Genomic DNA, 25,877 nt, shown 5'->3' with positions numbered 1-25,877 from the left:
CAGGCGCGTCCGCTGGGGAGGGGGGCGGGGTTTCCGAGGGCCGGTGCGGTGCGGCGACGGTGATCCGCTGGAACGCGGATCCCCGGATACGCCTCGTGCCGCGAGGGATCTGCGCCGCCGTCTGGTGCGGGCTGGTGAGCACGCCGTGCTGGTGGGGAGCGCGGGCTTCGCCGCGGCTCGGGTCGGATGCTCGGATCAACGAAGCTGTCCGGGTGGGAGCGCGGGCTTCGCCGCGACTCGCGTCGGATACTCCGATCGCGGAAGCTGTCCGGGTGGGAGCGCGGGCTTCGCCGCGACTCGGGTCGAAAGCTTCGGTTCAAGCAGCTGTGCTCGAGGGGAGCGCGGGCTTCGCCGCGACTCGGGTCGGATGCTCGGATCAGGGCGGCTGCGCTCGTGGGGAGCGTGCGACTCGCCATTACTCGGGCCGTCGGCGTCGTGCGCGACAGAGGTGCGGGCGGGTCCACGAGTCTTCCGACGCCCTCCGCCGGAACGCGGTGCTCCGCCCACCGTCTGGTCGACGTGCCAGCGAGCGGCAACCGTGAGGCGACGACGCGCCTTCGAGGCGGACCTCTGCCGGAACGGGGGGTCCGCTGGCCGCCTGGTTCAGGGAGGCGGGAGCGAACGATTGCCGCGAGGCGTATCCGCCGATCCGCGTGCCAGCGGATCGGCGTCGCCGGACGCCGGCCGCTCCACGGAACCCGACCACCCGACCGAGCCGACTGCGCGACGCCGCGCGAGGAGCGGCGTCGAATGAACTCAGCCGACCCCGTGCATCCAGACGACGGGGGCGAAGTCGCCGCCGTAGCGGAAGGGCTCGAGCTCGTCCTCCCAGGCCTGGCCGAGGGCGAGGCGCAGCTCGCGGTGCAGCTCGATGGGGTCGGCGCCGGCGAGCTCCATGGCGGAGCGGATGCGGTCCTCGGGCACGACGGTGTTGCCCGCGCTGTCGGTCTGGGCGTAGAAGATGCCGAGCTCGGGCGTGTGCATCCAGCGGCCTCCGTCGACGCCGGGCGAGGGCTCCTCGGTGACCTCGTAGCGGACGTCGGCCCAGCCGCGGAGAGCGGAGGCGATGACGGCACCGGTTCCGACCGGGCCCTCCCAGGCGAATTCGGCGCGCAGTGTGCTGCGGAGCACGGGCTGCTCGATCCAGGCGAAGTTCACGGCACGACCAAGAGCGCGACCTGTCCCCCACTCGAGGTGGGGGCAGAGCGCGCGGGGGGCGGAGTGCACGAAGAGCACACCCCGAGTCTGCTGCGCCACCATGGTGTCCTCCGTTCGTCCCGGTGCGTCTTCCCCAACGACCCGGACCACGGAACACTCTGCGGTGCGCCTTCTTCGATTATGACGGTGGACGTGCCACCACGCCCGATCATGCAGGAGCGGCGGACCTCCGTCAAGGCGGCTCGCCGCGCCTGCTCGACCGGCCGTGGGCGGCTCCTGCCTATACTCGGGTCGTCCGCGCCGCCGGACGCCGCACACCGCCAGACGCCCGCCGGGAGGAGCACCGTGTCCGTCCGCGACGGCCTGCTCGCCCTGCTCACGCTCGGCCCCGCCTACGGCCTCCAGCTGCACGCCGAGCTCCTCGACCGTGCCGCGCACCGGCCCCGGGTCAACGTCGGCCAGATCTACTCGACGCTCGAGCGCCTGCGCGAGCGGGGCCTCGTCGTCTCGGCCGGGTCCACCGACGACGGCCTCCCCCTGCACGCGCTCACCGACGAGGGCCGCGCGGAGGCGGCCGCCTGGCTGACGGGTGACGGAGCGTCCCCGGAGGAGGACTGGGACGACGTCCTCGACCGGGTGCTGCTGGCCTCGAGCCTGTCCGGCGCCGACCTCGCCGCCGTCCTCGACGCGTACGAGAGCTCGCTGCCCGCCACCGCCGACGAGCAGGCGGAGGAGGAGGACGCGCACCCGCAGCGCCGCCTCGCCGCGATCGCCGCCCGCGTGCGGGAGGAGGCCCTGCGGCGCCTCCTCGAGGCGGCCCGCGACGAGCTCACGGGCGACGGGCCGGGACGGGGCGTCCGCGGATACGCTCTCGAGCGTCCCCGCCGGGGCCGTCGAGCCTCGAGCTAGGACGAGACAGGCGCGGGTGCCGTCGCCTAGGGTGGTTCGCATGTCCCGCACCCCCCTCGGTCTCCGCGTCCCCTCCCGGGCGCGCCGGCGCCTCGTCGCCGCCGGAGCGGGCACGGTCCTCGTCCTGTGCGCCGCCCTCGCCGCCCCGCTCTCCGCGTCCGCCGCCTACGACCCGTCCGACTACCCCTCGTGGTCCGATGTCGAGGCCGCGAAGTCGAGCGAGAGCGCCACCGCCGCCGAGGTCGACCGCATCACCGCCTTCCTCGCGGACCTGCGCGACCAGGCCGCCGCCCTCACCGACGCCGCCATCAGCCGGGCCGCCGAGGCGGACGCCGCGCAGAGCGCTCTCGACGAGGCGACCCAGCGCGTGAGCGCCCTGGAGGAGCGCGCCTCCGCCGCCCGGTCGGACGCCGACGCCGCGAAGGAGCAGGCCGGCCGTCTCGCCGCGCAGCTCTACCGCAACGGCGGGACCGATGCGACGCTCAACCTCCTCATTGGCGGCGACGAGTCGAGCGAGCTGCTCTACCGCCTCGGCACCATGACGCAGCTCACCCAGCAGACCAGCCGGCTCCAGACCGCGGCGCAGTCGACCGAGAACCAGGCCGTCTCCCTCGCGGCGCAGGCCGAGCAGGCCCGGGGCGAGCGCGTCTCCCTCGCCACCGCCGCGGCCGACGCGCTCTCAGCCGCCCGCTCCGCGCAGGCCGAGGCCGACGCCAAGGTCGCCGACCAGGAGAAGTACAGCCAGGAGCTCTACACCCAGCTCGCCTCGCTCAAGAACACCACCGCCGAGATCGAGCGGGAGTACGCCGACGGCCAGGACGCGAAGTCGGCCTTCGAGGAGCAGCAGCGCCTCTCCCGCCTCGCCGCCGAGGCCGAGGCCGCCCGCCAGCGCGCCGCGTCGGCTCCCGCCGCGGCCGCTGCTCCGGCAGCGCCCTCCAACAGCGGAGGTGGCGGAGGCGGCCCGGTCGAACTCGGCGACGACGACCCGACCGGCGCGCGCAACAGCTCCGCCAAGACCATCGCCGCCCTCGGCACCTACGCCGGACGCACGGACGGCCTCTCCCCCGCGCAGGCCCAGGCCTACGCCCGCACCGCTGTCGGCCGCTTCGGCTGGGGCGCCGACCAGGTCGACCGGTGCCTCATCCCGCTGTGGAACGGCGAGTCGGGGTGGCGCTGGAACGCGCTGAACCGCTCCTCCGGCGCCTACGGCATCCCGCAGGCCCTCCCGGCGAGCAAGATGGCCAACTCGGGAGCCGACTACCAGACGAACGCGGCGACGCAGGTCGACTGGGGGCTCTCGTACATCAAGAGCGCCTACGGCTCGCCCTGCAACGCGTGGTCGAGCTGGAACAACCGCTCGCCGCACTGGTACTGATCCCGCGTCTCACTTCGCCTGGTCGTAGGAGTCGAGGACGGCGACGGTGACCGGGAAGTCGACCTCGCCCACTCCGAAGAGCGAGCGTCCGGCGCGCACCGCCGCCTCGCGGACGATCGCGGCGACCCGCTCGCCGACGTCGGCGGGAGCGTGCACGATCACCTCGTCGTGCAGGAAGTAGACGAGGTGCGCCCGGCCGACCGCGCCGCCCTCGGCGCGCAGTCGCGCCCGCAGCTCGCCCATCCAGCAGAGCGCCCACTCGGCCGCGGTCCCCTGCACCACGAAGTTGCGGGTGAAGCGTCCCCACTCGCGCGCTCGCGCCGCATCGGCCGAGAGCCCCTCGGGGCCGGGAGGCGAGCTGCGCCCGAGCCACGTCGAGACGCTCTCGCCGCGCTCCCCCGCCCGAGCCGCCGCCTCGACGTGCGCGACCGAGCGCGGGTAGGCACGGGCGAGCCTCGGGAGCAGCCGTCCGGCCTCCCCGCTCGTCGCCCCGTACATCGCCCCCAGCATCGCGACCTTCGCCCGCGGCCGGTCGGGGACCACGCCGGCGTCGACGATGCCCTGGTAGAGGTCGCGGCCCCGCCCGGCGGCGGCCATGGCCGAGTCGCCCGAGAGCGCGGCGAGGATGCGCGGCTCGAGCTGCGCGGCATCCGCGACCACGAGGCTCCAGCCCGGATCCGCGGTGACCGCGGCGCGGATCTGCCGCGGCAGCTGCAGCGCCCCTCCGCCCGAGGTCGCCCAGCGGCCGGTGACGACGCCGCCCACCACGTACTCCGGCCGGAACCGTCCGTCGCGCACCCACGCGTCGAGCCAGGCCCAGCCGTTGGCGGTGAGCAGCCGGGAGAGCTTCTTGTACTCCAGGAGGGGCGGTACCGCGGGGTGCTCGAGGGACTGCAGCTCCCAGGAGCGCGTCGACTCGACCGGCAGCCCCGCGCGCCGCAGCGCCTTGAGGAGCTCGGCCGGCGAGTCGGGGTTGAGCTCGGGCGCGCCGAGCTCGTCGCGCAGGCGGTCGGCCAGCGCCTCCAACCGGGCCGGGCGGCCGCCGAAGAGCGGGCGGGGGCCGAGCATCCCGGTGAGCACCCGGTCGTGCACATCGGCGCGCCACGGCAGCCCCGCGTGGGCGATCTCGCGAGCGATCAGGGCGCCGACGGATTCGGCGGCGAGCAGCAGGCGGAGCCGGCCGGCCTCGGCGGCGCCGGAGAGCGCCTCCTCCTGCAGGGCCAGCTCGAGGACGGGGTCGAGCTCGTCGGAGCCGCCCGCCGCCTCCTCGAACCCGATCAGCGTGTCCTGCGCGGCGGGGGCCGCGGCTCCCGCGTCCCACGGGTCGAGGGGCGAGCGCGCGAGAGCCGATGAGGCGGCGGAGACCGAGCGGCGGAGGATCGCGCGGGCCAGCCGGAGGTCGTGGCACCGGGCGACGACCACCCCGGCCGACAGCAGTGCGGGGTACCAGCGCGCGGTGTCGTCCCAGACCCAGCGCGGGCGCTCCGGCTCCCGCTCCCGGACGAACGCCGCCAGCTCGGCCGGCCCCCTGCCGCTCCCGGCCTCGGCGCCGCCGACGGGGTCGACCGCCCGCCACGCCCCCGTGGGGCCGCCGACGAGTGCGAGGAGCATCGGGCCATTCTCCCCCGTGGCGGACACGGAGGCCGCCGTCGTGGGGACGGCAGGGCCCCCTCTCGCTGAAGGAGTCACGCCGACGGCCGCGAGGGCGGGTAGCCGGGGAAGGGCTTCTCCTGCGCCGTCGGCGGCTGATGGGCCCACAGGGCGGCCGCGATGGTGTCCATCGAGCGGGAGTAGCCCACGAGCGTCCGCCTCTCCGGCTCCGCCGCCCAGGTCACCGCTCGGAACCAGGTCTCGCGGTACGGGCCGGTCTCGATGCGGCGCACCAGGCCGATCCGGCCGGTGCGCAGGGCGTCGACCATCACCCACTCGTCCTGCCCGCTGCTGCGCAGCATCTGGAGCGGACTCCACTCGATCATCGCGCCTCCCACCGGTCGATCCGCGGCCGTGGCGAGCACGAGCGCCGCGGCGTACACTCGCAGACTATCGAACACATGTTCGAACGGCCAACCGGGTCCGGCGAGTGAACGGGAGCACGACGATGGCGGTGATCGACGAGACGGCGCTGGTCTCGACCGACGGCGAGGGAGTGCCGATCGCGCTCGAGTGGCGGGGCGGGAGCTACCGGGTGACCGACCGGCCGACGGTGTGGACCTGCACGAGCGAGTGGTGGGCGCCCCTCGAGGGGTTCCCGCCGACGTTCGGGCGCACCCCGGTGAGCATCGGCGGCTGGCGCTTCCAGGCGACGGACCTCGCGACCGGCGGAGCGTTCGTGCTCGACGTGGTCGCGTCGACGGAGCCGCAGTGGAGCGTGGTGCGGATCTACGAGTAGTGCCGGCGCGAGGCCGGCCGGGCGGCTACTTGTCGGCCGACCAGGGCGCCCGCGTCATGGCGATGAGGGCCGCGACTCCGGAGACGAGGCCGACACCGGCGATGGCGGACACGACGAGCCAGAGAACGAGTTCCATGCCGCCAGTCTACCGAGCCCCGGAGCGGATCCTCTCCGCCCCGCTTCCATCCCCCGGCTGTGGAATAGCCTGGGCAGAGTGACCGACGCCCCCACCCGCGCGAGTGTCGGACTGCGCTCGGAGCGCGGCCCGATCCTGCTGTCCCTGATGATCTCGACCGCTCTGGTCGCCCTCGACGCCACGATCCTCTCGACGGCCGTGCCGTCCATCGTCGCCGACCTGGGGGGCTTCGAGCAGTTCCCCTGGCTGTTCTCGATCTACCTGCTGGCCCAGGCCGTCTCGGTCCCCCTCTACGGCAAGCTCGCCGACGTGATCGGGCGCAAGCCCATCATGCTGATCGGCATCGCCCTGTTCCTGGTCGGCTCGCTCTTGTGCGGCCTCGCCTGGAGCATGCCCGCGCTGATCGCGTTCCGAGCCCTGCAGGGCCTGGGGGCCGGAGCGATCCAGCCGATGGGCATCACCATCGCCGGCGACATCTACACGGTCGCCGAGCGTGCGAAGACCCAGGGCTACCTCGCGAGCGTCTGGGGCATCTCCTCGGTCGTCGGGCCGACCCTCGGCGGCGTGCTCTCGGACCTGGGCGCCTGGCGCGGCATCTTCCTCGTCAACATCCCCCTGTGCCTCCTGGCGGCGTTCCTCCTGATCCGCAGCTTCCGCGAGAAGACGAGGGGCGAGAAGCAGCGGATCGACGTGGCGGGCGCCTCCGTGCTCGCCGTGGGCACCGCGCTGCTCATCCTCGGGCTGCTCGAGGGCGGCAGCGCCTGGCCGTGGCTCTCCCCCGCCGGAGTCGGCGTGTTCGTCGTCTCGGCCCTCGCGTTCGCCGGCTTCGTCGCGATCGAGCGGCGCGCGGCCGCCCCGGTGCTCCCCCTCTGGGTCCTCACGCGGCGCGTGCTGATCTCGACCAGCCTGGTCTCGGTGACCGTCGGCGCGATCACGCTTGGCGTCACCTCGTACTTCCCGACCTTCGCGCAGGGCGTGCTCGGCAGCTCCGCCCTCGGCGCGGGCTTCGCCGTAGCGGCGATGACGCTCGGCTGGCCGGTCGCGGCGAGCCTGTCGGGCCGGCTCTACCTGCGCATCGGCTTCCGCAACACGGGCTTCCTCGGAGCGGGGCTCGTCGTGATCGGCACGGCGCTGACCATCCTGCTCGGCGCCTCCTCGACGCTGTGGGAGATCGCCGGCTTCTGCGTGCTGATCGGCGCCGGCATGGGGCTCGTGGCGACTCCGACGCTGATCCGGGCGCAGTCGAGCGTCGACTGGAACGAGCGCGGAGTGGTCTCCTCGACCAACTTCTTCGCCCGGAACATCGGCAGCGCCGTCGCCGTGGCCGTGTTCGGCGCGATCGTGAACGCGAAGGCGGGCGGCGGCGTTCCCGCACCGGCGGACCTCGCCGAGGGCACCCGCTTCGTCTGCATCGCGCTCACGGTCCTCGCCGTGGGCATGCTCGCCGCGGTCTGGGCGATGCCGAAGGAGGGGCGCACCGCGCCCGGAGAGGATCGGGCGGCGGAGGCCGAGCCCGACGCGGCCCGGCCGGACGCGGCCCAGCCCTAGCCGTCAGGCGGCGCCGTCGGTTCTCGTCGTCAGCCGGAGCGGCGCGCCGCGGCCGTCGCTCGCAGTCGGTCGCGGTGGGTGCGGCGCACCCGGTGCGTCCAGCGCTGCAGGGACGACCCCATCCCGGGGTGCCGCGCCAGCGTGTGCAGAGCGCGGTCGAACCGGCGGAGCATGTCGGCGAAGGCGCCGAAGGGGCGGGCCGAGATGCCGACCTCGAGGTGGCGGTCGAGCACGATCCGGTGCCGGAGTCCCAGGTGCACGCTGATCTCGACGTCGTCGTGCACGTAGGCGTCGTGCCGGTGCATCTCCTCCGCGATCTCCTCCCACGCCGACCGGCGGACGGCGCAGTTGGAGCCGAAGAGCGGCCAGTTGGCCAGCGCCGACCCCATCAGCACGAAGTAGGCGTCCATGTAGGCGACCCGCGCGATCACCCGGGCGATCGGGCCGAGCTCGTCGAAGCGTCCGGGACCGGTCACCGCTCCGACCTCGGGATCGGCGAAATGGCCGGCCAGGCGCGCCAGCCAGTCGGGTCCCGGGCGGGAGTCGGCGTCGAGCCGTGCGAGGACGTCGCCGTGCGCCTCGTCGAAGCCGTGCGCCGTGCTCGCCGGGATCCCGGCTCCGTCGTGCCGCACCACCCGCGCGCCCGCCGCTCGCGCGACGGCGGCGCTGTCGTCGGTGCTCCCGTCGTCGACGACGACGATCTCGAACGGAGCGAGCGTCTGCTCGCGGAGGAGCTCGAGCAGCTGCTCGAGGTGGCGGGCGTCGTCCTTCACGGGGACGACGACCGAGATGCGCCGGTGATCCATCCGCCCAGTCAACGCGATCGGGGCGCTCAGCGGGGACACCGCCACGCGTCTCGCGCGAGCCCGGACCTGTCAACCGGCTCCCGAGCGCGCCGGATCCGCTGATGGGATCGACCCGTGTCCGCCGGATCGGCGGCCCGATCGAGACAGGAGACGACATGACACAGGGACCTCGAGACTTCCGGCCCACCCGTGCACTGGTGACCGCTTCTGACTCCGGCATCGGCCGGGCGACCGCGGTGGCACTGGCCGAGGCGGGCATGGACGTCGGCATCACCTGGCACAGCGACGAGGAGGGCGCGCAGGGCACGGCGGAGGAGGTGCGCTCCCTCGGCCGGCGCGCCGAGATCGCGCGCCTCGACACGACGGATCTGGAGGGCGCGGGCGACGTGATCGACGACCTCGCGGATCGACTGGGCGGGCTCGACGTCGCCGTCAGCAATGCGGGCGGAGGCGGAGGCGAGCCCTTCCTCGAGCAGAGCCTCGACAGCTGGCGCTCGACCGTCGCCCTGAACCTCGACGGAGCGTTCGTCTGCCTCCAGCGCGCCGCGCGGCGCATGGCGGCCCAGGGCACGGGCGGCAGGATCATCGCGGTCACCAGTGTCCACGAGCACCAGCCGCGGGTCGGCTCCGTCGCCTACACCGCTGCCAAGCACGGGCTGGGCGGCCTGCTGAAGGTGGCCGCACTCGAGCTCGGCTCCCTCGGCATCACCGTCAACGCCGTCGCCCCCGGGGAGATCGCGACGCCGATGAACGACGCCGAGGATGTGGACCCCGTCACGATCGACCGCCCCGGCATCCCCCTCGGCCGCCCCGGCGACGCCCGCGAGATCGCGGCGGTGGTCGCCTTCCTGGCCTCTCCCGCCGCCTCCTACATCACCGGATCCTCGTACGTCGTGGACGGCGGGATGCTGCAGATGGGGCCGCAGGCCGGCTCCCACCTCCGGCAGGACGACTGGCGCGAGGCCTGAGCCGCCGACCACGGCGCCCGCCCGCCGGGTACTCTCGAAGAGGTGCTCCGGCGGGCGGGGCGCCTGCTCCGGGATGTAGGTGACGCACGTGTGGTTCCGGCGTCGACGCAGGTTCAAGATGGAGCCGTACGACCCCGATGAGAACCCGTCGCGCGAGCCCGCCTCCGTCGAGGAGGCCGCCGAGGAGGGCCTGATGCTCGCGCAGTACGCGAGCCGGATGGCCGTGAAGAACCGTGTGCTGATGGACGGCCTCGGCGCCGACGTCCCCTTCGACTCGGGCCGCTACTCCGTCGTCGCCGCGGAGGAGCTCGAGAAGCTGGCGCGCGAGTCCGAGGCAGCCGCCGAGCGCCTGCGCGGCATCGCCGCCGACGTGACCTCGGTGGGCGGCCGCTCCGACCACGTGCACGACTACCGCTCGGCCGACGTCGACAACCTCGACCACCGCGAGCGGCTCTCGCTCCTGGTCGCCGACTCCCTCCACAGGCGGGCGCAGGACGAGGAGTACCTCGCGACGCTCGTCGACGACGCCCGTCAGGACGCGTGGCGCGAGCTCGCGCAGTCGATCGAGGAGACCCTCGACCGCACCTCGCGGATCGACCCGGACGACGAGGAGTACCGCCGCGACCGTTCGTTGCGGATGGCGCTCGTGGTCGTTGACGACCTGGTCAAGCTGGCGGAGGAGCGCGGCGTCAGCCTCGAGGACTGACGGGCTCGTCGTGGGACGCCGGGACGGGGCTCAGGCCCAGCCGGCGCGGAACGACTCGGTCGCCTCGGCGGAGCGCTCCCGGACCGACTCCAGCAGCTCCTCCATGGTGGAGCTGCGGAGGAACGCGAGGCGGTCGAGCTCGGTGACCGGTGCGACGCCGGCGAGCTGCCAAGCGTGCGCGGCCGGATCCTCGGCGAGCTCGACGACCGCGCCGTAGCGCTGCTCGACGAACTCGCTCGCGACCGCCAGTGCCGTGCGGACCGCCGACTCCGCCGCAGCCAGCGCGGGGGCGTGCTTCTCGTCCCACTCCAGATCGGGCAGCAGGCGGACCTCGGCGCGCGGGTACGGGTCGTCCTCGTACCAGCGGACGACCTCGAAGCGCTCCTCGCCCACGGAGTCGAGCGTGACGAACGACTCCGCCCCGTCGATGTTCAGGATGCGCGCGCGGGCGCCGACCGCGAACCGCTGGTCGCCGCCGCCCACCTCCTGGCCGCGCTCGATGAGCACGACGCCGAACGCGAGGGTCTCGTCCTCGAGGACGTCGCCGAGCATCCGCAGGTACCGCGGCTCGAACAGCCGGAGCGGGAGCGGCATGTGCGGCAGGAGCACGGAGCCGAGCGGGAACATCGGAAGATCAGGCACAGGATCAGGCAATCACGTCGAGCGGGGAGCGGCCAGTACGGGCGCGGCGCGTCGGGACGTGCTAGCGCATCGCGCCACCGTGTCGTCCGCTCGCGGATGCTCGCCACGCCCCGGACGATCTCCGACGGCCCGGACCCACCCGCGAGGCGCCCACTCGGACTGGGAGCATGGATCTCGCTGACCTCCGCGCCGTCGTCCGCGCGGACCTGGCCGCCAAGGGCCACGCCTCCGACCGGCTCACCGTCCTCGTCCTCCGACTCGGGCAGTACTCGAGCTCTCGGAGGACCCGGCTCCCCCTCCACCTCGTCTACCGCCTGGTCGATCTCGTCTGGACCCGCATGATCGTCGGAGCCGAGCTGCCGCCGGCCGCTCAGGTCGGGCCCGGCCTGCGGCTCCCCCACTGGGGCCGCGGCGTGATCCTGCACCCGCGCACGGTCATCGGGAGGAACGCGTTCACCTACCACGGCGTCACCATCGGCGAGTCGAAGGGTCGGACGCCCGTCATCGGCGACGACGTCTACATCGGCGCCCGCGCGACGATCGTCGGGGACGTGACCGTCGGCGACCGTGTGCGGGTCGGAGCCGGCGCCGTCGTTGTCCGCGGCGTCGCATCCGACTCGTCCGCGGTCGGCGTGCCGGCGAGGACCGCGTCGGCGCCGTCCTGAGGCACGGCCCGTCGGCCTGACGGGGCCGGACCGTCCGCTCCGACGAGAACGACATCAGGTGGAGGCCCGACCCGGCGCTGGAGAGGAGGAACCACCGCGGGTGGAGCGGAGTAGGGCGTACGGGACTTGAACCCGTGACCGACGGATTATGAGTGTGATCCGGAACAGATAGCGACGAGAAGCGGTGGAGAGCCGATTAGAGCGAACCGCTCTCGATCCCACTGCTGGCGCGGATCTCAGGCCGACTGGTCGACAACCAATCGCAGCGGACGGATGTCAGCCGTAGCGGCCTCGTGCCCCACGTCCGCCCCACGGCCCGGCTTCTTCTTCCGCTTCGTCGGCTCGGAGAGCGCGGCGAGCACGGCGTCCCGCGGGGTGTCCGCGAGGTGCGCGTACTTCCTCGTCGACATCGGCGAGACGTGCCCGAGGAGCCGGCCGACCTCCTCGATCGAGACGCCGTCCTGAATGAGCCAGGAGGCGTAGGTGTGCCGGAGGTCGTGGATCCGGGTTGCGCCGATGCCGGAGGCGTCGAGGGCGGGCAGCCAGACGCGGCGCCGCCAGTTCGAGTAGTCGAGGACGTGCCCGTTGACGTCGAAGACGTAGCCACTGCGGCGTCCGGCGACGAGCGGTCGGAGGCGCTTGACGACCCAGTCGGGCAGCGGGACGTCGCGGACCTTCCGTCCCTTCGGGTAGAGCTTGAGCGCGCGGGACTTGTCGTCCCAGACCTCGACGACGCGCAGCACGCCGCGGCCGAGGTCGACGCGGTTCACCTGCAGACCGGCCGCCTCGCCCCATCGGAGGCCGGCGCCGACGAGGAGGGACACGAGCGCGCGGTCGAGGCTCTTCTTCGGGAACTCGTCGAGCAGGTGCGCTGCCTTTTTCCGGGTGAGGTACCGCTCGGTCGCCTGCGCGCCGACGGGGAGCCGGAGGCGGTAGGCCGGGTTGTGCGTGATGATCTGCGCGTCGACGGCCGCGGTGAGCGACGCCGAGAGCAGGTGCACGCATCGCTGAACGGTGGTCGCCGCGAGGCCGTCCGCGGCCAGCTCGACCGCCCACGCCCGGATGTCGTGCCGGGTGATGTCGACGAGCGCCACGTCGCGCCAGCGAGGCATGAGCCGGCCGTCGCGGCGTGAGAGGTCGCGGGCGAGCGTGCCTGGCTCGACGCTGCGGGTCGGCCACCACTCCTCGGACCAGGCCGCCCAGGTGCGCTTCGCCGCGTCGGGGTCGCGCCAGCCGAGCTTCGCGGCGTCGACCTCGGCGGCCATCGCGGACTTGAGCGCCTGCTTCTCCTGGACGTAGGTGCCGGCCGATCGGCGCTTCCCGTCGGGGAGGCGGTAGACGCCGCGGAACCGGCCGGAGGGCAGCTGCTCGGTCCATGCCATGGGGGTGTGCTCCTATGCGGTGCGGTGGTCTCGGAGATAGAGCTCGAGGAGGTGGTCGGTGACGCCGAGCTCGAGGGCCCAGACGCCGGGGTCGGGGCTCATGCGGGCGACATCGGCGAGGTGGTCAGGGGCGATGAGCTTCCGGGCCGCCCACCGGTCGGCGAGGCGCTCGATACGGGGCGTGGTCTCGCAGTGGCCGAGGCACACGTGGCCGAGCTCGTGGGCGAGGGTCTGGCGCTCATGCCAGGCGCGGAGGCCGCGCTTGAGGATGATGACGCGCTCGTCGGGGAGCCAGAGGCCGTTGGCGGAGCGGATCCGTCCGTGGAGGACGGGAATGCCCAGCCGGTCCGCGTGCTCGTACGGGTCGTACGTGCCGGCTGGGCGGTGTGTCATGGGGTCCTGTCGTCGAGGTCCTGCTCGGGGTCGGATCGATCGGCGGCGAGGCGGTCGCCGTAGCGGGCTGCGATCGCGGCGCTCGCCAACACGAGGACCGCGACCGCGGGCTTCATCACCGACAACCTGGGAGTTACAGCCTGATGCCCACCGGATACCGGCAGACCCTGCCCGTCGCGTTCACCGACCTCACCCTTCCGAAGTTCGTCCCCAAGGTCGAGGTCGTCGACAGCTTCAACCGTCCCGACTCGACTACCACGCTCGGAGCGACCGAGCAGGGCGAGAAGACGTGGGAGACCATGATCGCCACCGGCACCGGACCGGTCACGTGGGGGATCAGCTCGAGCTCGGCGCTGTCCCGTTCCAGCAGCACCGGGAACGCGATGATCGACGCCGGCACCGCCTACGGTGTCGCCTCCGTCACGATCGCCGCGATCGCCGCGACCGGTGACGCGTACGGCGGACTCGTGGCACTGGCCTCGCCCACCACGCAGACCCAGTACGTGCTCCTCCTAGACAAGACCACGACCGGCACCGCCCCCGCAAACGTCTACAAGGTGAACCGGCGCGTCGATGGGGCGTACGTCAACCTGTGGACCTCAACCACGGCACCGACCGCGGGAGATGTCCTCTCGGTCGACAGCTCAGCGACCGCGCTCGTGTTCAAGATCAACGGCGTCACCGTGCACTCCGTCCCCAACCCGTCGGGCAGCACCAACACCCGCTTCGGATTCATCGGCCGCAGCGACCGCATCGTCCGCTTCGACAACTTCCGCTTCCTGCCCTAATGAGCGCAACGACGAAACGCCCCCTCGCCCTCCTACGGGAGCGGCGAGGGGGTCTTCTGTGCGTTCTCGGGCAGCGGGCTCGTGTGGCTGATCTTTTTCCTAGCTCGCTCGAGGGGCTTCTCGATCACGATGTGTACCGCCCACGCGAAGGCGACGGCTGCCACAACACCGACGGCGACGGCCGCGAGGTGAGGAAGGGGCAGGTAGCGCTCGGCGAGTTCAAGGGCCGGTCGGTGCGCGAGGTAGAGGGTGTACGAGAGCACCCCGAGGAACGCGACGGGCCGCCAGTTCAGGACCCGACCGGCGATCGAGTCCGGGGCGAGGATCACGGCGGCGAAGATGCCGAAGAGGGCGATGCTCTGCAATGTGTAACCGACCGTCATGCCGAAATCGTTGGGAGCGAGGCTGACGGCGTAGAACGCGACGAAGCTGCCGACGAGGATCAGCGGGAGGGCCCAGCGCTGCCGGGGCGCCCGGATCTCGCGGTACATCGGGTTAGCGCCGATCGCCATGATCGATCCCCACAGGATAGCGTCGGCGCGCGTGTCGGTGGAGAGGTAGAGCCGGTCCCAGCTGGCGCCGTGCGAGGACAGGTAGACGCGCCACAGCATGATCGTGAGGCAGACGGCGACGAGCACGATCACCTGATGGAGGGGGCGCGGCACGAGCCGGCGCAGTCCGATGTAGACGAGGGGGAAGAGGAGGTAGAAGTGCTCCTCGACGGCCAGGGACCACAGAGCGTTCATCGCGGCGGGGAGCCCGGTGCGCCCCTCGAAAACGATGTAGTAGTTCGCCCAGAACGTGCCGCCACTGAGCGCTCCTACAGGTGACATCTCGGAGGGGAGGACACCGGCGAGCGAGAGGATGATGGCGATTGCGAGGACGAGGTAGAGCGAGTCCGGCGGAGGTAGAAGTCTCGGAGCGAGATGCGTCCGCGCCGCTCGGCTTCCACACGCATCAGGTGCGTGATGAGGTAGCCGCTGAGAAAGAAGAACAGGGTGACGCCCGTCGAGCCCTTGATGGGCGTCGGCAAGCCTGCGTGCCCCCACACGACGACGGCGATAGCGACGGCGCGGAGTCCGTCGAGGGACGGGATGCGACCTGGCACGAGTGTTCCCCCTGATTGCATGGGCTGAGCCTACGACGTCCGGTGTCAGTGGTCGGCCGCACTCTTGGGTGATGGGAACGAAGTACGACCCGAACCATCCCCACCGGCCGACCGGCTACCTCGACACGGCGGTCGAGGCGTACCGCGACCATGGCGAGGAGGCGCCCTGGCTGCTCCTCTGGCGCGGCGGAGAGGTCGTCACCAACCCGACCACCGGGCGCTACATGTACGTCTGGGAGGGCGACACCGAGGGGCAGCTGCGAGGCCGCGACGGGCGGCGCCACTGATACTGCAGAGGGACACGCGGAGCAAATGCTGCGTGTCGACGGTCTACGCGTAGAAGGGCTGCGAGATGCCGGAGAATACCGGAAACTCAGAACCCGGATGCTTGCGAATTGTTCCTTGGATGTTGGCGAGCACGATCTGGTTATGGGAGTTACGGCCAAGCCACTGGCGGGCTGAATCAACCATTGTCCTGCAGAAGATTTCGAGATCGATTGACATACCGATAGACGATCCATCGGCCGCTACAAACCGCGGGCCGTGGATGCTCACCTGCTGCTCACCGGGATCCTGCCCGGGTTGAAAGAACATGAGACGAGGCACGTGAGGTTGATGGCCTGGATCCAAGCGGGACTGGTGCACTACCGCGTTGCGGTACTTGTACAGGTTCTTGACGATGTCCTGGTGTCGCCATAGGTCGTCGACCTGGTTCTCCTGAACCCAACGAATGTACTTGTTCTCATTGGTTTTGCCGGACGTATCACCGAGCGCAGCGCAGATGTCCGGCACAAGAAGAGCACCCGTGAGCGCCAGATACCAAAGACGCGCCTTGAGCGCCCCTTCAATCTCGTCGAGAATCGGAATCACGGACACCTCGCTGTCTCGTCATGTCGTACCACACTGCCCCACGTCAGCCCCACGCGAGGGCCATGAAGCCCACACGATTTGCGAGATGTATCGCCTGACCAGGGCTTATCGAGTAGGGCGTACGGGACTTGAACCCGTGACCGACGGATTATGAGTCCGCTGCTCTGACCGGCTGAGCTAACGCCCCGCGGCGGCCGTCCGAGCGGCCGTCAGGTGGCGGCGGGTGCGGACGCTGCGTCGGAGGCCGGATCGGCCACCGGCTCCCCACGATACAGGCTCTCGAAGGTGCTGATCGTGCGGTTGATGTCGTGCGCGGCGACGATTTGGAGGGAGGCGCGCTTCATCGCCTCGAGGTCCTCCTGGTCGGCCGTGAGCACGGCGGTGAGGCGGTCGGCGAGGGCCTCGGCGCTGCCCGGCGCGAAGAGGTAGCCGTTCTCGCCGTCGTGGACGAGGTGCGGGAGGGCCATCGCGTCGGCGGCGACGACGGGGAGGGCCGAGGCCATCGCCTCCATCGTCGCGATGCTCTGCAGCTCGGCGATGGACGGCATGGCGAACACGGTGGCGCGCGTGTACGCCTCCTTGAGCTCGGCGTCCGAGACGTAGCCGGTGAAGCGCACGCGGTCGGCGATGCCGAGGGTCGCGGCGAGCTGCTGGAGGTTGCGCATCTGGTCGCCGCCGCCGACGATCTCGAGCTTCGCGTCGAGCGCCGGATCGAGCAGGGCGACGGCGCGGAGCAGGACGTCGATGTGCTTCTCGCCGGTCACGCGGCCGACGAAGAGGATCGAGTCGCCGGCGCGGGCCGAGAAGTCGGGCGTGTAGTTGTCGGCGTCGATGCCGCAGGAGATGGCGTGGACGCCCCGGAGGCCCGTGTACTTCTCGAGGAACTGCGCGGCCTTGCGGGTCGGCGTGGTGACCGCCTCCGCCCGGCCGAAGGTGCGGCGCGCGGCCCGCCACGCCATTGCCACGGCCTTGGCCTGCACGGCCTTCGGCAGGAGGGTGAACTCGAGCATGTTCTCGGGCATGAAGTGGTTCGTGCCGACGATGCGGATGCCGCGCTTGGCCGCCTCGATCCCGAGGCCGCGGCCGACGATGATGTGCGACTGGAAGTGCACGACGTCGGGCTTCACCTCGTCGAGGATGCGCGCGCTGTTCTGCCGGATGCGCCACGGCATCGCGAAGCGCAGCCAGTCGTGCGGGTACCAGCGCCAGCTGTAGAGCCGGTGCACGATGATCCGTTGGCCCTCGTGCGTCTCGACCCGGGTGCCGCTCCAGCCGTCGGCCGAGGGGGCGACGACGTGGACCTCGTGGCCGCGCTGCGCGAGACCGGCGGCGAGGCGCTCGGCGAACTTCGCGGCTCCGTTCACGTCGGGAGCGAAGGTGTCGCAGCCGATCACGACCGTCAGCGGTCGGGAGTCGGGCGATCCCGGTCGGGACGCGTCGCGGGGATCTGACACGGGAGGTCCTATCGGTGTCGTGCCGCTCGGGGAGAGAAGGGAGCGATCGGCGGAGGTCGGTCGGTTTCGTGGCTCTCGGCGCGGACCCATTGTAGGCAGAGGAGTCCTCACCACTCGGGATCCCGCGCCGTCAGCGCGCCTGCGGGTGGTGCTTGGCGAGGAGGAAGACGCCGTAGATGGCGACGGCACCGGCCGCGATGAAGAGCGGGATCGCCCACGGGGCCGCGTACTGCGCCTCTCCGAGCACGACGATGCCGATCGCGACGGCGACCAGCGGGTCGATGACGGTGAGGCCCGCCACGACGAGGTCCGGCGGGCCGGAGGAGTAGGCGTTCTGAACGAAGTACCCGCCGAGCGCGGTCGCGGCCAGGAGCGCCACGATGCAGACCACCGTCAGCGGGTCGAACTCGCCGTACTTGATGCGGTTGAGCACGACCTTCGCGAGAGTCGCGACGAAGCCGTAGACCACTCCGGCGCCCACGATGTAGAAGATCGCCTTCGCTCCGCGGCGGAAGACGCGGAAGGCGACGACGAAGACCGTGAGCACCACGGCGAGGATCACGAGGATCGTGATGAGCTCGGGCGTCTGGATGGACTTGTCGACCGCGTTGAACGCCGCTACGAGGACGAACGTGCCGACGCCTCCGACGCAGAGCACGATCGCCCGGATCGACGCCGCGTTCAGGCGCACCCGGCTGACCCGCGCGTTGACGACCGCGGTGATCACGAGCGCCACCGCTCCGAGCGGCTGCACCACGATGAGCGGGGAGAAGCCGAGGCTCGTCAGCTGGAAGACGATCGCGAGACCCAGGAGCAGGGTGCCGATCACCCACGAGGGGCGCGAGAGCAGCGCGACCAGCTGGCCGCCGCTGAGCCCGGAGGAGCCGGAGCGCTTCGAGAACCGCTCCACCTTCGCCACTCCCCGGTGCTGGAACTGCGCGCCGAGGGAGAGGAACACCGCGCCCACGAGAGCGATCGGGATGCCGATGAACTTCGCCGGGTCGTTGAGGAGTTCGGCGAGATCGGCGGGCATGGGGTCGACCCTACCCAGAACGCCTCCGGGAGTCCTCCGACGCACGGGTGAGGGGCTGAGCCCAGCGGATGATCCTCGCGGACCCGGTCGGCGGCCCCGCGGTACCCTGTCCACCATGGCCGTCCTCCCCATCCGCATCGCCGGCGACCCCGTCCTGCACTCCCCCGCCGCCCCCGTCACCGAGTTCGACGATGCGCTGCGCACCCTCGTCGCCGACATGTTCGAGACGATGGACATAGCCCCCGGAGTCGGCCTCGCCGGCCCGCAGGTCGGCGTCCCGTTGCGCCTGTTCGTCTACGACTACGCCGACGACGACGGCACCCCCCGCCGCGGCGTCGCGATCAACCCCGAGCTGTTCGTCACGCCGACCCCGCTCGGCGAGGCGGACGAGGACACGGAGTCGGAGGGGTGCCTCTCCTTCCCCGGCGAGCGCTTCCCGCTCCGCCGCTCCGAGCGCGCGATCCTCCGCGCGGTCGACCTCGAGCAGGAGCCGTTCGAGATCGTCGCGGACGGCTGGTTCGCCCGCGTGTTCCAGCACGAGTTCGACCACCTCGACGGCGTGCTCTACATCGACCGCCTCGAGCACGACTACCACAAGCCGGTCGCGAAGATCACCCGGAAGCGCGGCTGGGGCGGCCCCGGCGTCTCGTGGCTGCCCGGCGTGGAGCACCTCGAGGACTGACTCAGGCCAGGTCGACCCCGTGCACACCGTTGTGGTGGCGGATCGCGGGGAACGAGGCGGTGACGCTCCGGCCGACGCCGGGCGTCCGCTTCTCGGTCACGTCGCCGCCGAAGAGGGCGGCCCGCTCGCGCAGCTCGGCGAGCGCGGGGCTGTCGATGCGCTCGGTGAGCGAGCGCAGATCCGCCTCGAGAGCGCTGGCGTCCTGCTCCGCCCCGCCGTGCTGCTCGCGGTCGTCGTCGACCTCCACCCGGAGGCCGGTGGTCGTCCATCGGGAGCTGATGCGGACCTCGGTCCCCGCGCCGCCGGTCTCCAGCGCCGAGTCGAAGGCGTACTCGAGCACCCGGAGCACGGCCACCTCGGCGCCGTCCTGCAGCGGGAACGGCTCGCCGAACGACTCCTCGCGGACGCTCAGGCCTCGCTCGCGGGCGCCCTCGATCAGGGGGACGGAGCCGCCGGTGCGCGGCAGCTCCCCCGGATCGACGGAGGCGACGGTCGCGATGCGGCGCAGCTGCGCCAGCGAGGCCTCGGCCGCCCGCACGGCCCGCTGCGCCGACCGCGCGGCTGCGGCGGGGTCGCGGTCGATCGTGAGCCGGACGCTCTCGGCCTCCTCGACGACGTGCGCGGCGCTGCGGACCGCGAGCTGCTCGAGCTCGCCGACGATGCGGAGCCTCGCCTCCTGCTCGCCGACCGCCAGCTCGAGGCGGACGACGCGCGCCGCCTCCTCCGCACGGCTCTCGGCGGCACGGCGCTCGGCGCCGACGGCGCGGCGCCACAGCACGACGACCGCGACCAGGGCGATCAGGGCGAGGACGAGGACGACTTCGAGCACGACGGCCTCCGGGGGGACGGGACGGGTTCGGCACAGGAGCGCCGGAGAGAGATCGTACCCGCGCCGCGGACAGCGGACCTGAGGCCGCGGAGGGGGTTGCGGAGCCGTACTCAGCCGTCGGAGCGCACGGAGCGGGTGACGGTGAAGCGGCGGTCGCGCGCCACCACCGTGGTCGGCCCGACCGCACGGCGCAGCTCGGCCGGATGCGCGAGGTGGGAGTTGAAGACCGTCCACAGCACGCCTCCGGGGCGCAGCACGCGGCCGGCCGCGCGCAGCATGCGCCGGGCGACGAGGTCGGTGACGGCTCCGTCGGAGTGGAACGGCGGATTGCAGAGCACGACGTCGACGGAGGACGCCTCCAGCGTCGAGGCGTTGTCGTCGCGGAGGACGCGGACGGCGAGCCCATTGGCCGCCGCGGTCGCCCGGGCGGACTCGACCGCGGCACGCGAGGTGTCCGTCGCGGTCACGGCGAGGTCGGGGCGGGCCCGGGCCACCACGGCGGCGAGCACGCCGGTTCCGCAGCCGAGGTCGAGTGCGGTGCCCGCGGGGAGGGAGTCGAGATCGAGGGCGGCGAGGAGGGCGCGGGTGCCGAGGTCCAGTCGTGCACCTGCGAAGGCTCCCGGCAGTGCGACGACCTCGAGGTCGAGCTCGTCCAGACGGCGCCGCTCGGGCCCTGGCGCGGGCGGCTGGTCGGGGAGCGCGCCGCTCGCGAGCAGGGCGCGCGACTTCTGCCGGGCGAGGGAGACGTCGATCCGCTCGTAGCGCACGGCGAGCACGTCGTTCATCGTGCGGGTCATGTGCTTGATGCGGCCGGCGCCGATCAGGGTCGCCGCCGGGTTCGCGAGTGCGGTCCCGGCCGCGACGGCGGCCAGCGCGTCGAGCGAGCGCGGCAGGCGCAGGAGCACCGCGTCGGCGTCGCGGACGGCCTCCGCGACGGAGTCGACGATCTCGATCGGCGCGAGATCGACGCCCGACCCCCGCACCGTCTCGAGGTTCTGCGCGAGAGCGCGCTCGGCGGTGATCGAGTCCTGCACGACGCGCACGGCACGGCCGTCGGCGGCGAGGCCGAGGCTCAGTGCCCCGTAGGCGTCCCCGATCACGGCGAGGCGGCCGCGATCGGCGGCGAGGTCGAGCAGCAGACGGTCACTGGCGTCGACGGCGACGAGATCCGGCGCCTCGACGTCGGGGCGGCGGCGCAGGAGAGCGAGCACGTCCTCGCGCATCGCCCCTCCGATCGTCGGTCCGAGCGGGTGGGCCCTCGAGGGCGACCGCTCGCGGGCACGAAAAAAGGGCCCGAGAGTGGAGTCCCGGACCCTTCGCTCCCCGACTTGGACTCGAACCAAGAACCTACCGGTTAACAGCCGATTGCTCTGCCAATTGAGCTATCGAGGATCATCCGACCGCCCGGAGGCGATCAGCGCGGTACTACTTTAGCAAACTCTCCGCGAACGCAAAATCGGGCGCGCACTCAGTAGCCGGAGCCCGGGTCGACGCGGCCGACGAACGGCCCGCCGGCGGCACAGGCGGCCACGTTGGCGCGCACGCGCTCGGCCAGGAGCGGCGCGGTGATCTCGGGGGTGTCCGCGCTGTGGGGCGTGATCAGGCACCGGGGCTCGCTCCAGAGCGGATGCCCGTCCGGCAGCGGCTCGGGGTCCGTCACGTCGAGCGCGGCGCCCGCGAGACGGCCTTCGGCGAGGGCCGCGACGAGCGCGTCCGTGTCGACGAGGCTCCCCCGGGCGACGTTGACGAGCACGGCGTGGGCGGGGAGCCGCGCGAGCAGACCCGCGTCGACCATCCGCTCCGTGCCCGCGGTGGCGGCGGCGGCCAGGACCAGCACGTCGGCGTCCGCCGCGGCCTCGGCGAGCCGCGACGCCGGCAGGGTGCGGGCGGCGCCCTCCACCGGCTCGTCTCCGCGGCGGACGATCGTCACCCGGCAGTCGAAGACGGCGAGCAGCCGCAGGAGCTCGCGAGCGATCCCTCCTGCTCCGACGATCACCACGGAGGCGCGGTGCAGCGTGACCGCCTTCTTCGGCCCCCACGACACGGCGCGCGCCCGCTCCGGCAGCGAGCGCAGGAGGGCGAGCACCAGCGCGAGCGCGTGCTCGGCCACCGGCTCCGCGTAGGCGCCCTTGGCGCTGGTCCAGACGACGTCCGCGCGGGACGCGGCGAGCACGGGCGCGAAGACGTCGACGCCGGCCCAGGGCAGCTGCACCCAGCGGATCGACGGGTGCTCCTCCAGCACAGCGGCCAGCTCGTCCGTGCGGCCGTAGGACAGCCAGAGCAGCGCGTCCGGACTCTCGTCGAGTCCGACGACCACTCCACCGCCCGACTCCACCGCCTCGGCGAACACCGGCTTCTGCCGCGGGAGCACCGCGACGCGCGGGACGGTCACTGGTCGGCCGCCTCGACGCGCTGCGCTCGGGAGGCGTCGAAGCGCTCGTACTCGGCGAAGGCCGCTCCGAGCTCGCGCACGTAGGGGTGCCGGGCCTCGATCAGAACCTCCAGCAGCGGCCCGTACGCGACGACCTCGCCGCCGACCAGCACTACGATCCGGTCGGTCGCCCGGCTCAGCACGTCGATGTCGTGGCTGACCACGACGGCCGCGAATCCCTCCCGGCGCCGCAGGTCGGCGAGGAGGTCGACGATCGACTCGCGCACCGTCGCGTCGATGCCCGAGGTCGGCTCGTCGGCGATCAGCACCTTCGGCCCGAGCACGAGCGAGCGGGCCACGGCCACGCGCTGGCGCTGGCCGCTGGAGAGCTCGTAGGGGTAGCGGTCGAGCAGGAACAGCGGCAGGTGCACGGAGTCGAGCAGCGTCGCCACCCGCACCGCCGCGGCCTTCGGGTCGTAGTGGCGGTCGCGGAGGAAGATCGGCTCGGCGATCAGCTCCGAGACGGTCAGCTCGGGGCGGAGGGCCGCTCCGGCGTCCTGCGCGAGATGCGCGACGTCGACGGTGAAGCGCTTGAGCTCGCGGGCGGGGAGCGAGCGGAGGCGGTGCCCCGCGACCGTCGCGTCCCCTCCGATGATCACCGGGCGCGTGCGGCCTCCGTCGTGCCCCAGGCCGTCGCCGCCGAGCACGCGCGCGAGCGTGGACTTGCCCGAGCCGCTGCCGCCGAGGATCCCGAGCACCTCCCCCGGCTCCACGCGGAGGCTCACTCCCCGCAGCGCCGTCCACCGGCGGCTGATGCCGCGCGGCGGGTACTCGACGCTGAGGTCGTCGACGACGATGGGGGCCGGATCCCCGGCGGTCCGGCTCACGCCCGGCGCTCCGCATCGACGATGCTGCGCAGGAGCTCGCGCCTCGAGGCCTGCTCGACCGGGTCGGGCACGGGCAGGGAGGCGAGCAGGCGCTGCGTGTAGGGGTGCTTCGGCGCAGCGAGCACCTCCGCCCCCGTCCCCTCCTCGACCAGCTCGCCGCGGTAGAGCACCGCGATGCGGTCGGCGAGCAGGTCGACCACGGCGAGGTCGTGGCTGATGAACAGGGAGGCGAAGCCGAACTCGCGCTGCAGCTCGGCGAACAGCTCGAGCACGCGGGCCTGCACCGACACGTCGAGCGCCGAGGTCGGCTCGTCGGCGATCAGCAGCTTCGGCTCGAGGGCGAGGGCCCGGGCGAGGCTGGCGCGCTGGCGCTGGCCGCCGGAGAGCTCGTGCGGGTAGCGGTCGCCGTAGGAGCGGGGCAGCTGCACCGCCTCCAGGAGCTCGTCGACGCGCGAGCGCGCCCCGGCGGCGTCGCCGGCCCGCCCGTGCACGATCAGCGGCTCGGCCACGCACTCCGCGATGGTGAGCAGCGGGTTGAAGCTCGACGCCGGGTCCTGGAACACGAAGCCGATGTCGCCGCGGACCGGCCGGAAGGCGCGCTCGCGGATGCCGCGCATCTCCTTGCCGAGGACCTTCAGCGACCCGCCGGTCACCGGCGTCAGGCCCGCGATGGCGCGCCCGATGGTGGTCTTGCCCGAGCCGCTCTCGCCGACGAGGCCGAGCACCTCGCCCGCGCGGATGCGCAGCGAGACGCCGTCGACCGCGACGAAGCCGGGACGGCCGAGCCGGCCGGGGTACTGGATCCGCAGGCCCTCGGCGGCGACGAGCGTCTCGGTCTCGGGGGCCTCGGCGCGCTCGACGGCGCGGACGCGGGCGCGCTCGACGCCCTGGCCCACGTGCGGGACGGCGGCGAGGAGCTTCCTCGTGTACTCGGCCTTCGGCGCCGAGAACAGCTCGGAGACCGTCGCCTCCTCGACCAGCTCGCCCTGGTACATCACGGCGACGCGGTCGGCCAGATCGGCGACGACGCCCATGTTGTGGGTGATCAGCACGATCGAGGTGCCGAACTCGTCGCGGCACCGGCGGAGCAGGTCGAGGATCTCGGCCTGCACGGTCACGTCGAGAGCCGTGGTCGGCTCGTCCGCGACGATCAGGCCGGGATCCAGGACGAGGGCCATCGCGATGACGACGCGCTGCTTCTGGCCGCCCGAGAACTGGTGCGGGTAGTAGTCGACCCGCTTCTCCGGCTCCGGGATGCCGACGGTGCGGAGGACGTCGATCGCGCGCTTGCGCGCCTCCTTCTTCGAGACGGAGCCGTGAGCGCGAAGTCCCTCCGCGATCTGCCAGCCCACCGTGAAGACCGGGTTGAGGGCGGTGCCCGGCTCCTGGAAGACCATGGCGACGTCGGTGCCGCGCAGCTCCCGGAGGCGGGCCTTCGGCACGGAGACGACATCGGTCGCCGCGCTGCCGTCCTTCTTCGAGAGCAGGACCACTCCGGAGGCGGTGGCCGTCTCGGGCAGGAGGCCGAGGATGGTCTTCGCGGTCACGGTCTTGCCGCTGCCGGACTCTCCGACGATCGCCAGGACCTCGCCGCGCTCGACGCGCAGGCTCACCCCGGCGACGGCGCGGACGGCGCCGCGGTCGCTCGCGAAGGCGACCTCGAGGTCGGTGATGTCCACGATCGGGCGCGCTGAGGCGTCCCGGACGATGCGCTGGTCGCTCATCGCGTCTCCTCCACTCCGGCGACGGGGTCGTGCCCCGGCGTCTCCAAGCCGTCGGCGGCGAGGACGCCGCCCGGCACGACGGACGTCGCGGCGACGTCGCCGGCACCGGCGGCCACCGCGCGCCGACCGCGCAGGCGCGGGTCGGCGAGGTCGTTCAGGCTCTCGCCCACGAGGGTGATGCCCAGCACCACGAGCACGATCGCCAGGCCCGGGAAGACCGAGGTCCACCAGATGCCGCTCGTGACGTCCGACAGCGCCTTGTTGAGGTCGTAGCCCCACTCCGCGGCCGACGTCGGCTCGATGCCGAAGCCGAGGAAGCCCAGGCCCGCGAGGGTCAGGATCGCCTCGGAGGAGTTCAGCGTGAAGATCAGCGGCAGCGTGCGCGTCGCGTTCCGCAGGACGTGGCGGAACATGATCCGCGGCGTCGACGCTCCGATGACCTTCGCCGACTCGACGAAGGCGTCGCCCTTGATCCGCACTGTCTCGGCCCGGATCACGCGGAAGTACTGCGGGATGTAGACCACGGTGATCGAGACCGCCGCGGCGAAGATGCCGGCCCAGAGGTTCGACTGCCCTCCGGAGATGACGATCGACATCACGATCGCCAGCAGCAGGGTCGGGAACGCGTAGATCGCGTCGCAGATCACGACGAGCACGCGGTCGAGCCAGCCGCCGAGGTAGCCGGAGACGAGGCCGAGGAAGACGCCGAGGAAGATGGACAGGACCACGGCGACGACGATCACGAGGAACGCGGTCTGCGCTCCCCAGATCACTCGCGAGAGGACGTCGTAGCCGCCCACGGTGGTGCCGAGCAGATGCTCCGCGCTCGGCGGCTCCTGCGCGCCGAACGACTCGCCGCCCGAGCGCAGCTGCGAGTATCCGTAGGGCGCGATGAGGGGCGCGAACAGGGCCACCAGCAGGAACGCGCCGGTGATGATCAGGCCGGTGACGAGCATCCCCCGCTGGAGGCCGACGCTCTGCCGGAGCTGGTGGACGACCGGCAGACGGTCGACGAGACGGCGGCGCGGACGCGCCGGGGAGGTGGTGCTCATGC

General features: G+C 72.4%; 27 protein-coding genes, 2 tRNA genes and 1 pseudogene. 10 read left to right on the top strand and 20 right to left on the bottom strand.

Annotated elements, in window-relative coordinates; translation table 11 throughout:
• Window positions 1–756: 756 nt before the first annotated feature.
• Complete coding sequence (locus C5C57_RS09055) at window positions 757–1,260, bottom strand: DUF3145 domain-containing protein (RefSeq protein ID WP_104226674.1); 504 nt, start codon at window positions 1,258–1,260, stop codon at window positions 757–759.
• A gap of 243 nt (window positions 1,261–1,503) precedes the next feature.
• Here C5C57_RS09055 and C5C57_RS09050 point away from each other — a divergent pair, with 243 nt between their 5' ends.
• Entirely contained in the window at window positions 1,504–2,067 is a 564-nt protein-coding gene (locus C5C57_RS09050; RefSeq protein ID WP_181027186.1) for a PadR family transcriptional regulator, read from the top strand.
• 40 nt (window positions 2,068–2,107) lie between these two features.
• Complete coding sequence (locus tag C5C57_RS09045; protein WP_104267569.1) at window positions 2,108–3,442, top strand: hypothetical protein; 1,335 nt, start codon at window positions 2,108–2,110, stop codon at window positions 3,440–3,442.
• 9 nt (window positions 3,443–3,451) lie between these two features.
• On the opposite strand, the gene C5C57_RS09040 is transcribed toward C5C57_RS09045, so the two are convergent.
• Both C5C57_RS09040 and C5C57_RS09035 read right to left on the bottom strand, forming a co-directional pair.
• Window positions 3,452–5,053, bottom strand: a complete 1,602-nt coding sequence (locus tag C5C57_RS09040; protein ID WP_104247519.1) for a bifunctional 3'-5' exonuclease/DNA polymerase — start codon at window positions 5,051–5,053, stop codon at window positions 3,452–3,454.
• A 74-nt stretch (window positions 5,054–5,127) separates the two neighbouring features.
• Window positions 5,128–5,418, bottom strand: a complete 291-nt coding sequence (locus tag C5C57_RS09035; protein ID WP_146082406.1) for a hypothetical protein — start codon at window positions 5,416–5,418, stop codon at window positions 5,128–5,130.
• A 104-nt stretch (window positions 5,419–5,522) separates the two neighbouring features.
• On the opposite strand from C5C57_RS09035, the gene C5C57_RS09030 reads away from it, so the two are divergent.
• Together C5C57_RS09030 and C5C57_RS09025 are read left to right on the top strand one after the other, a co-directional pair.
• Window positions 5,523–5,831 (top strand): hypothetical protein, encoded by a 309-nt coding sequence (locus C5C57_RS09030; protein ID WP_104226677.1) that lies wholly within the window; start codon window positions 5,523–5,525, stop codon window positions 5,829–5,831.
• A gap of 283 nt (window positions 5,832–6,114) precedes the next feature.
• Complete coding sequence (locus C5C57_RS09025) at window positions 6,115–7,515, top strand: MDR family MFS transporter (RefSeq protein WP_104247534.1); 1,401 nt, start codon at window positions 6,115–6,117, stop codon at window positions 7,513–7,515.
• A 29-nt stretch (window positions 7,516–7,544) separates the two neighbouring features.
• Here the strand turns inward: C5C57_RS09025 and C5C57_RS09020 are convergent, their stop codons facing one another.
• Entirely contained in the window at window positions 7,545–8,321 is a 777-nt protein-coding gene (locus tag C5C57_RS09020; protein ID WP_104223456.1) for a glycosyltransferase family 2 protein, read from the bottom strand.
• A gap of 155 nt (window positions 8,322–8,476) precedes the next feature.
• Between C5C57_RS09020 and C5C57_RS09015 the strand changes: the two genes are divergently transcribed.
• On the top strand, window positions 8,477–9,289 hold the full coding sequence (locus C5C57_RS09015; RefSeq protein WP_104226704.1) for an SDR family oxidoreductase: 813 nt from the start codon (window positions 8,477–8,479) through the stop codon (window positions 9,287–9,289).
• Window positions 9,290–9,407: 118 nt separating this feature from the next.
• Window positions 9,408–9,995: a hypothetical protein gene (locus tag C5C57_RS09010; protein ID WP_104297530.1), complete on the top strand. Its 588-nt coding sequence runs from the start codon at window positions 9,408–9,410 to the stop codon at window positions 9,993–9,995.
• A gap of 30 nt (window positions 9,996–10,025) precedes the next feature.
• On the opposite strand, the gene C5C57_RS09005 is transcribed toward C5C57_RS09010, so the two are convergent.
• Window positions 10,026–10,637 (bottom strand): LON peptidase substrate-binding domain-containing protein, encoded by a 612-nt coding sequence (locus C5C57_RS09005; RefSeq protein WP_244229436.1) that lies wholly within the window; start codon window positions 10,635–10,637, stop codon window positions 10,026–10,028.
• A gap of 167 nt (window positions 10,638–10,804) precedes the next feature.
• Here C5C57_RS09005 and C5C57_RS09000 point away from each other — a divergent pair, with 167 nt between their 5' ends.
• Window positions 10,805–11,302, top strand: coding sequence for a DapH/DapD/GlmU-related protein (locus C5C57_RS09000; RefSeq protein ID WP_104297529.1), 498 nt, complete (start codon window positions 10,805–10,807; stop codon window positions 11,300–11,302).
• Window positions 11,303–11,538: 236 nt separating this feature from the next.
• Here the strand turns inward: C5C57_RS09000 and C5C57_RS08995 are convergent, their stop codons facing one another.
• Window positions 11,539–12,684 carry a site-specific integrase gene (locus C5C57_RS08995; protein ID WP_104297528.1) on the bottom strand — a complete coding sequence of 382 codons (1,146 nt, stop codon included), beginning with the start codon at window positions 12,682–12,684 and terminating at the stop codon, window positions 11,539–11,541.
• Window positions 12,685–12,696: 12 nt separating this feature from the next.
• A complete protein-coding gene (locus C5C57_RS08990; RefSeq protein ID WP_104297527.1) occupies window positions 12,697–13,077 on the bottom strand; it encodes an ImmA/IrrE family metallo-endopeptidase in 381 nt (126 codons plus the stop codon).
• Window positions 13,078–13,220: 143 nt separating this feature from the next.
• Here C5C57_RS08990 and C5C57_RS08985 point away from each other — a divergent pair, with 143 nt between their 5' ends.
• A complete protein-coding gene (locus C5C57_RS08985; protein WP_104297526.1) occupies window positions 13,221–13,865 on the top strand; it encodes a hypothetical protein in 645 nt (214 codons plus the stop codon).
• A gap of 32 nt (window positions 13,866–13,897) precedes the next feature.
• Here the strand turns inward: C5C57_RS08985 and C5C57_RS08980 are convergent.
• A pseudogene (locus tag C5C57_RS08980) lies at window positions 13,898–14,743 on the bottom strand (acyltransferase family protein); the annotation flags it as partial.
• Entirely contained in the window at window positions 14,686–14,994 is a 309-nt protein-coding gene (locus tag C5C57_RS18645) for an acyltransferase (RefSeq protein WP_104297535.1), read from the bottom strand. The pseudogene C5C57_RS08980 and the gene C5C57_RS18645, both read right to left, overlap by 58 nt.
• 50 nt (window positions 14,995–15,044) lie before the next feature.
• Here C5C57_RS18645 and C5C57_RS08970 point away from each other — a divergent pair, with 50 nt between their 5' ends.
• Entirely contained in the window at window positions 15,045–15,260 is a 216-nt protein-coding gene (locus C5C57_RS08970) for a hypothetical protein (RefSeq protein ID WP_104297524.1), read from the top strand.
• A 43-nt stretch (window positions 15,261–15,303) separates the two neighbouring features.
• On the opposite strand, the gene C5C57_RS08965 is transcribed toward C5C57_RS08970, so the two are convergent.
• From C5C57_RS08965 to C5C57_RS08950, 4 genes are all read right to left on the bottom strand, one after another.
• Window positions 15,304–15,843 carry a hypothetical protein gene (locus C5C57_RS08965; RefSeq protein WP_146082405.1) on the bottom strand — a complete coding sequence of 180 codons (540 nt, stop codon included), beginning with the start codon at window positions 15,841–15,843 and terminating at the stop codon, window positions 15,304–15,306.
• 113 nt (window positions 15,844–15,956) lie between these two features.
• Window positions 15,957–16,030 (bottom strand) — tRNA-Ile (locus C5C57_RS08960).
• Between the two features lie 22 nt (window positions 16,031–16,052).
• Window positions 16,053–17,297, bottom strand: a complete 1,245-nt coding sequence (locus tag C5C57_RS08955) for a glycosyltransferase (protein ID WP_258063521.1) — start codon at window positions 17,295–17,297, stop codon at window positions 16,053–16,055.
• Between the two features lie 130 nt (window positions 17,298–17,427).
• Window positions 17,428–18,330 (bottom strand): DMT family transporter, encoded by a 903-nt coding sequence (locus C5C57_RS08950; protein WP_104234188.1) that lies wholly within the window; start codon window positions 18,328–18,330, stop codon window positions 17,428–17,430.
• 115 nt (window positions 18,331–18,445) lie between these two features.
• Between C5C57_RS08950 and def the strand changes: the two genes are divergently transcribed.
• On the top strand, window positions 18,446–19,012 hold the full coding sequence (gene def / locus C5C57_RS08945) for a peptide deformylase (protein ID WP_104234187.1): 567 nt from the start codon (window positions 18,446–18,448) through the stop codon (window positions 19,010–19,012).
• Window position 19,013: 1 nt separating this feature from the next.
• Here def and C5C57_RS08940 read toward each other — a convergent pair whose 3' ends face one another.
• The 7 genes from C5C57_RS08940 to C5C57_RS08910 form a co-directional block, all read right to left on the bottom strand.
• A complete protein-coding gene (locus C5C57_RS08940) occupies window positions 19,014–19,841 on the bottom strand; it encodes a hypothetical protein (protein WP_104297522.1) in 828 nt (275 codons plus the stop codon).
• A gap of 110 nt (window positions 19,842–19,951) precedes the next feature.
• Window positions 19,952–21,064, bottom strand: a complete 1,113-nt coding sequence (locus C5C57_RS08935; RefSeq protein ID WP_104297521.1) for a class I SAM-dependent methyltransferase — start codon at window positions 21,062–21,064, stop codon at window positions 19,952–19,954.
• 96 nt (window positions 21,065–21,160) lie between these two features.
• Window positions 21,161–21,233: transfer RNA gene (locus tag C5C57_RS08930), tRNA-Asn, on the bottom strand.
• 76 nt (window positions 21,234–21,309) lie between these two features.
• Window positions 21,310–22,233: an NAD(P)-dependent oxidoreductase gene (locus tag C5C57_RS08925; protein WP_258063684.1), complete on the bottom strand. Its 924-nt coding sequence runs from the start codon at window positions 22,231–22,233 to the stop codon at window positions 21,310–21,312.
• Window positions 22,230–23,099: an ATP-binding cassette domain-containing protein gene (locus tag C5C57_RS08920; protein WP_104297520.1), complete on the bottom strand. Its 870-nt coding sequence runs from the start codon at window positions 23,097–23,099 to the stop codon at window positions 22,230–22,232. Before C5C57_RS08920 ends, C5C57_RS08925 begins: the two co-directional genes overlap by 4 nt.
• Window positions 23,096–24,823: an ABC transporter ATP-binding protein gene (locus tag C5C57_RS08915; RefSeq protein ID WP_104297519.1), complete on the bottom strand. Its 1,728-nt coding sequence runs from the start codon at window positions 24,821–24,823 to the stop codon at window positions 23,096–23,098. Before C5C57_RS08915 ends, C5C57_RS08920 begins: the two co-directional genes overlap by 4 nt.
• Window positions 24,820–25,875 (bottom strand): ABC transporter permease, encoded by a 1,056-nt coding sequence (locus C5C57_RS08910; protein WP_104226685.1) that lies wholly within the window; start codon window positions 25,873–25,875, stop codon window positions 24,820–24,822. The genes C5C57_RS08915 and C5C57_RS08910 overlap by 4 nt, the downstream gene beginning before the upstream one ends.
• Window positions 25,876–25,877: the final 2 nt, after the last annotated feature.

It is taken from the genome of Rathayibacter sp. AY1C5, from assembly GCF_002931705.1.
Taxonomy (GTDB): Bacteria; Actinomycetota; Actinomycetes; order Actinomycetales; family Microbacteriaceae; genus Rathayibacter.
The sequence above is the reverse complement of the archived record's forward strand: the minus strand, read 5'-3'. Positions and strand labels throughout refer to the sequence as shown.